The sequence below is a fragment of the Anaeromusa sp. genome, assembly GCF_028691475.1.
Lineage (GTDB): Bacteria > Bacillota > Negativicutes > Anaeromusales > Anaeromusaceae > Anaeromusa.
Genome location: NZ_JAQUZF010000186.1, coordinates 1 through 3,427, shown reverse-complemented (window position 1 = coordinate 3,427; position 3,427 = coordinate 1). Strand labels below are relative to the sequence as shown.

Below are 3,427 nucleotides of genomic sequence, written 5' to 3'. Positions count from 1 at the left end.
TTTGAGCGAATGCGTAACCGCATCCTCTATCTTGCGGTTACTAAAAATAGATAGCAGCGAGAATTTGCATCCTCGCTGCCAACATTACTTTATGCTTTTACCCCAACCATTGACATAGAACCTTTTTATTACCGCCAGCCTTGGCGTTACTCAGCTGCGTTATCAGCCACCAGATACCTTCGACGAATTCGTCAAGCGCGCGGATGAAGCTATGTACGAAGCCAAAACCCAAGGCCGATGCCGCGTCTGCCAGGGCTAGTTAAGGAACCACTAACTTATTCACAGCTCACGCCAAAACGGACTTTTTTCCGCCAGGCCTTGTCAGAAATCCTCGGTATAGCGCCGCTATGCCTGCGTTTTCTTTCGCGCCTGCCGAAAAACATTCTAGCCTTGGCGGAGTGTTCATTAAATTAGCGGCTCCTTTAAGTTTGGTATTTTTAAAAATCTTATTATTGGTCGTGGTTCTGCCGAGGCATAATCTGCTAAAAAAGACCGCTTTAAGTTGAAGAGTGAGTGAATTTAGCACTGGAGGGGAGGCAATTTTATGAAAGCTATTGTTCTGGATCAGTTTGGAGGATCGGAAGTACTGCAGTTGCGTGATATGCCCCTGCCAGAGCCAGGACCTGGGGAAGTTCGCATTGCCGTGTACGCTGCCGGCGTCAATCCCGTGGACGCCAAAGTGCGCCAAGGAGCGCTTTACAATCGCCCCCAAGGTCAAGTGAAGCACACGATGCCTCTCATTCTCGGCTGGGATGCTGCAGGTATTATCGACGCCGTAGGCTCTTATACCAGCCACTTCTCGGTAGGCGAGGCGGTATTTGTGCGCCCGGACATCCGCCGCAACGGAGCTTATGCGGAATATCTGGTGGTAGAAGAAAATCTTGTCGCCCCCATGCCCAGCAACCTCTCTTTTGTGGAAGCCGCTTCCCTTCCCCTGGTCGGACTCACGGCCTGGCAGGCCCTTCTAGAAGCAGGCGGACTGCAGGAAGGCTGGAAGGTATTCATTCATGGCGGCAGCGGCGGTGTCGGTTCGCTGGCCATTCAGCTTGCCAAAGCCTACGGCGCTTGGGTCAGCACGAACGCCAGCCGTGACAATCTCGACTTCGTCCGCTCCCTCGGCGCTGACGAAGCTTTGGATTATGCGTCTGACGAAGAATCCGCCTATCACGGCTCTTTTGACTTGGTGCTCGATACGCGCGGCGGCGAAGCCGGCCGCAACAGTTATCAAATGCTCCGCCCAGAAGGCATTTTAGTCTCCCTCATCAGCAAACCGGATGAGCAGCTGATGGAGAAATTTGAGGTCCAGGCTCATTACGTCTTCATGCAGCCCAACGGTGAACAGTTGGCCGCTATCGGCCGTTTGGCCGAGCAAGGCTTGATCCGTCCCCAAGTCAATCAAGTCCTCCCCTTGGAGCAGGCGCAAAAAGCCCATGAACAGATCGAAACAGGCCATACGCGCGGCAAAATCGTCCTGCAAGTGCGGGAGTGAGCAGGAATACAACGGGGTTACAAGATTTACACAGAGAAACAGCGCCGGCACGTGAAGTGCTTAGTGCCGGATGCGCCATGGATGGCGAGGCATCCGGTCTCCGTGAGGAAACAGAGAGAAAACTGGCTAAGTCGAATAAATAGGCAGTAGAAAACTTGGCCCCAAGTTTTCTACTGCCTTCTTTATATTTACCAGGAGTTGATAACAAACCGCGAAATACACGAAAGACGCGAAAGGGGTATTCAAGAGATTATGTCATTTCCTTTTCCTCTGGCCTTTCTCTGGCTTTTCTCTGTTACTCTGCGTTGCGTTCTCTTCTAAAAACCGTGATAGCGGTTTTTCTTATTTTTGCCGGTCAGGACAGCAAATGCCGCAAATAGGCCTCTTTAAGACGATCCACCACTTTTAGATACCGTTCGGTCATCATGCTTTCACCGCGAACACCGGACGCCAGTTGCACACTCAGCCAGTACAGGTCGATCCCCGGCCTCAAATCGCTGACTAAACGCAAATAGGCGGCCTTGCGCACCAAGCGCACTTCTTCCTGTACGCTCCGGTCTGCGTCGAGCTGCTTTAAGCCTTCTAAAATCACCGTTGTCGAAGAACGCGGCAGCAGCTGCAGATAGAAGGGAACGCTCTGGCTTTCAGGCTGCCAGGAATAGCGCCGTCCTTCGGCTAAAAGCGAGACCTCTTGCGGCTGCAGGCGCACCCAGCCGCCTTCTCCTTGTTTTTGCAGCACTACGCCGCCCTGTTCATCGCGCACCGTTACAAGGCTTTGTGGTTCACCCACCCAGACCAAGTCCACGCTATACCCAGGCAGCAGCGATGCCGAAGTTCCCGGACGCAGTACCATATCTTCGCGACTATAGGCAAGCCCCTGCAGGGGTTCCTTGCGCAAATACTCCACATACTGAGGCACTACCGTCCACAAGGAATCAAAGGTAACCTCCTGGGGCTGCAAAATTACGCCGCCCCCTTCTCGAGGCTGTGCTTGCGCCAAGGGGTGCAGCACCAACGGCAGCTTAGATAATGCGCCTCCAATGAGAATATCTCCCGCTACCAATGGCATATCTTCCTGCGCTGGAATGGCCGCGCCTTGATGTATTACTTTCCAACCAGCCACATTGCCTGTCACATATGCTAGTGGTGGAGCTGCATAAGAAATACTGCACCAACAAAGCAAGAAAGCTAAAACTACCCCGCATCTGCCCATTGCTTCCGCCCCCAGTTCTTCTATTTTCCCTTTTATTTCGGCGTCCTTGCAGCAACCCCCTCTCCGGCTGGGAAAAAAACAGATTTTGTATTATAATAAAGTCAGCTGATTTTATTGCAAAGGACGAATGCCATGGGTTATTATGATTTGAGCCACAGCATGGGACGCTGGATCTCCTTCATTTATCGAATGTCCCAATCCTATGTGGATCAATATTTCAAACGCTACAATCTCAGCAGCGGTCAGTTTGCATTTCTCTTGCTGCTCTACCGTGAAGACGGACGCAAGCAAGACGATCTGGCCAAAGCCATTGACATGGACAAGGGAACCACCGCCAGAGCGCTGGCCAAGCTGGAAGCATCCGGCTACATTGTCCGCATCCGCGACGAAAAAGACCGCCGCGTCCTGCGAGTGCATTTGACGGACAAAGCCCGTGAAGTACGCAAGCCTATTTACGATGTACTGCATCGCTGGAACGAAGTCTCCGTCCTCGGCCTGACGCCGGAAGAAAATCAAACACTCCTAACGCTGCTGCGCAAAGTCAGTTTGAACATCCGCGACCAGAAAGAACGCGGCTGGCAAGCGCCCTTGCGCGACGCTTCCGAGCTTCTGGAAGAGTCCCCCAAAAAAGACTAGCAAAAAACTCGATCAAAAAGAGCGCTATGCCTCAACGGCATGCGCTCTTTTTTACTATCTCACTGAGCCCGAACTGACTGGCCCACTTT

At 52.4% G+C, this 3,427-nt stretch carries 4 protein-coding genes; 3 read left to right on the top strand and 1 reads right to left on the bottom strand.

Annotated features, from left to right (window positions below):
* Nucleotides 1-127: 127 nt before the first annotated feature.
* Together PHF27_RS14360 and PHF27_RS13950 are read left to right on the top strand one after the other, a co-directional pair.
* Nucleotides 128-259: a diguanylate cyclase gene (locus PHF27_RS14360; RefSeq protein ID WP_363320077.1), complete on the top strand. Its 132-nt coding sequence runs from the start codon at nucleotides 128-130 to the stop codon at nucleotides 257-259.
* Nucleotides 260-544: 285 nt separating this feature from the next.
* The gene (locus PHF27_RS13950; RefSeq protein WP_300071371.1) at nucleotides 545-1,489 is read left to right on the top strand and encodes an NADP-dependent oxidoreductase; all 945 of its coding nucleotides are present in this window, start codon (nucleotides 545-547) and stop codon (nucleotides 1,487-1,489) included.
* A 355-nt stretch (nucleotides 1,490-1,844) separates the two neighbouring features.
* Here PHF27_RS13950 and PHF27_RS13945 read toward each other — a convergent pair whose 3' ends face one another.
* Nucleotides 1,845-2,702, bottom strand: a complete 858-nt coding sequence (locus PHF27_RS13945) for a hypothetical protein (RefSeq protein ID WP_300071369.1) — start codon at nucleotides 2,700-2,702, stop codon at nucleotides 1,845-1,847.
* A gap of 132 nt (nucleotides 2,703-2,834) precedes the next feature.
* Between PHF27_RS13945 and PHF27_RS13940 the strand changes: the two genes are divergently transcribed.
* Nucleotides 2,835-3,338: a MarR family transcriptional regulator gene (locus tag PHF27_RS13940; protein WP_300071366.1), complete on the top strand. Its 504-nt coding sequence runs from the start codon at nucleotides 2,835-2,837 to the stop codon at nucleotides 3,336-3,338.
* Nucleotides 3,339-3,427: the final 89 nt, after the last annotated feature.

What these genes read in the sequence shown, in the direction of transcription:
- PHF27_RS13950 (WP_300071371.1), top strand. Translation starts at nt 545, where the DNA reads ATGAAAGCTATTGTTCTGGATCAGTTTGGAGGATCGGAAGTACTGCAG.
- PHF27_RS13945 (WP_300071369.1), bottom strand. Translation starts at nt 2,702, where the DNA reads ATGGGCAGATGCGGGGTAGTTTTAGCTTTCTTGCTTTGTTGGTGCAGT.
- PHF27_RS13940 (WP_300071366.1), top strand. Translation starts at nt 2,835, where the DNA reads ATGGGTTATTATGATTTGAGCCACAGCATGGGACGCTGGATCTCCTTC.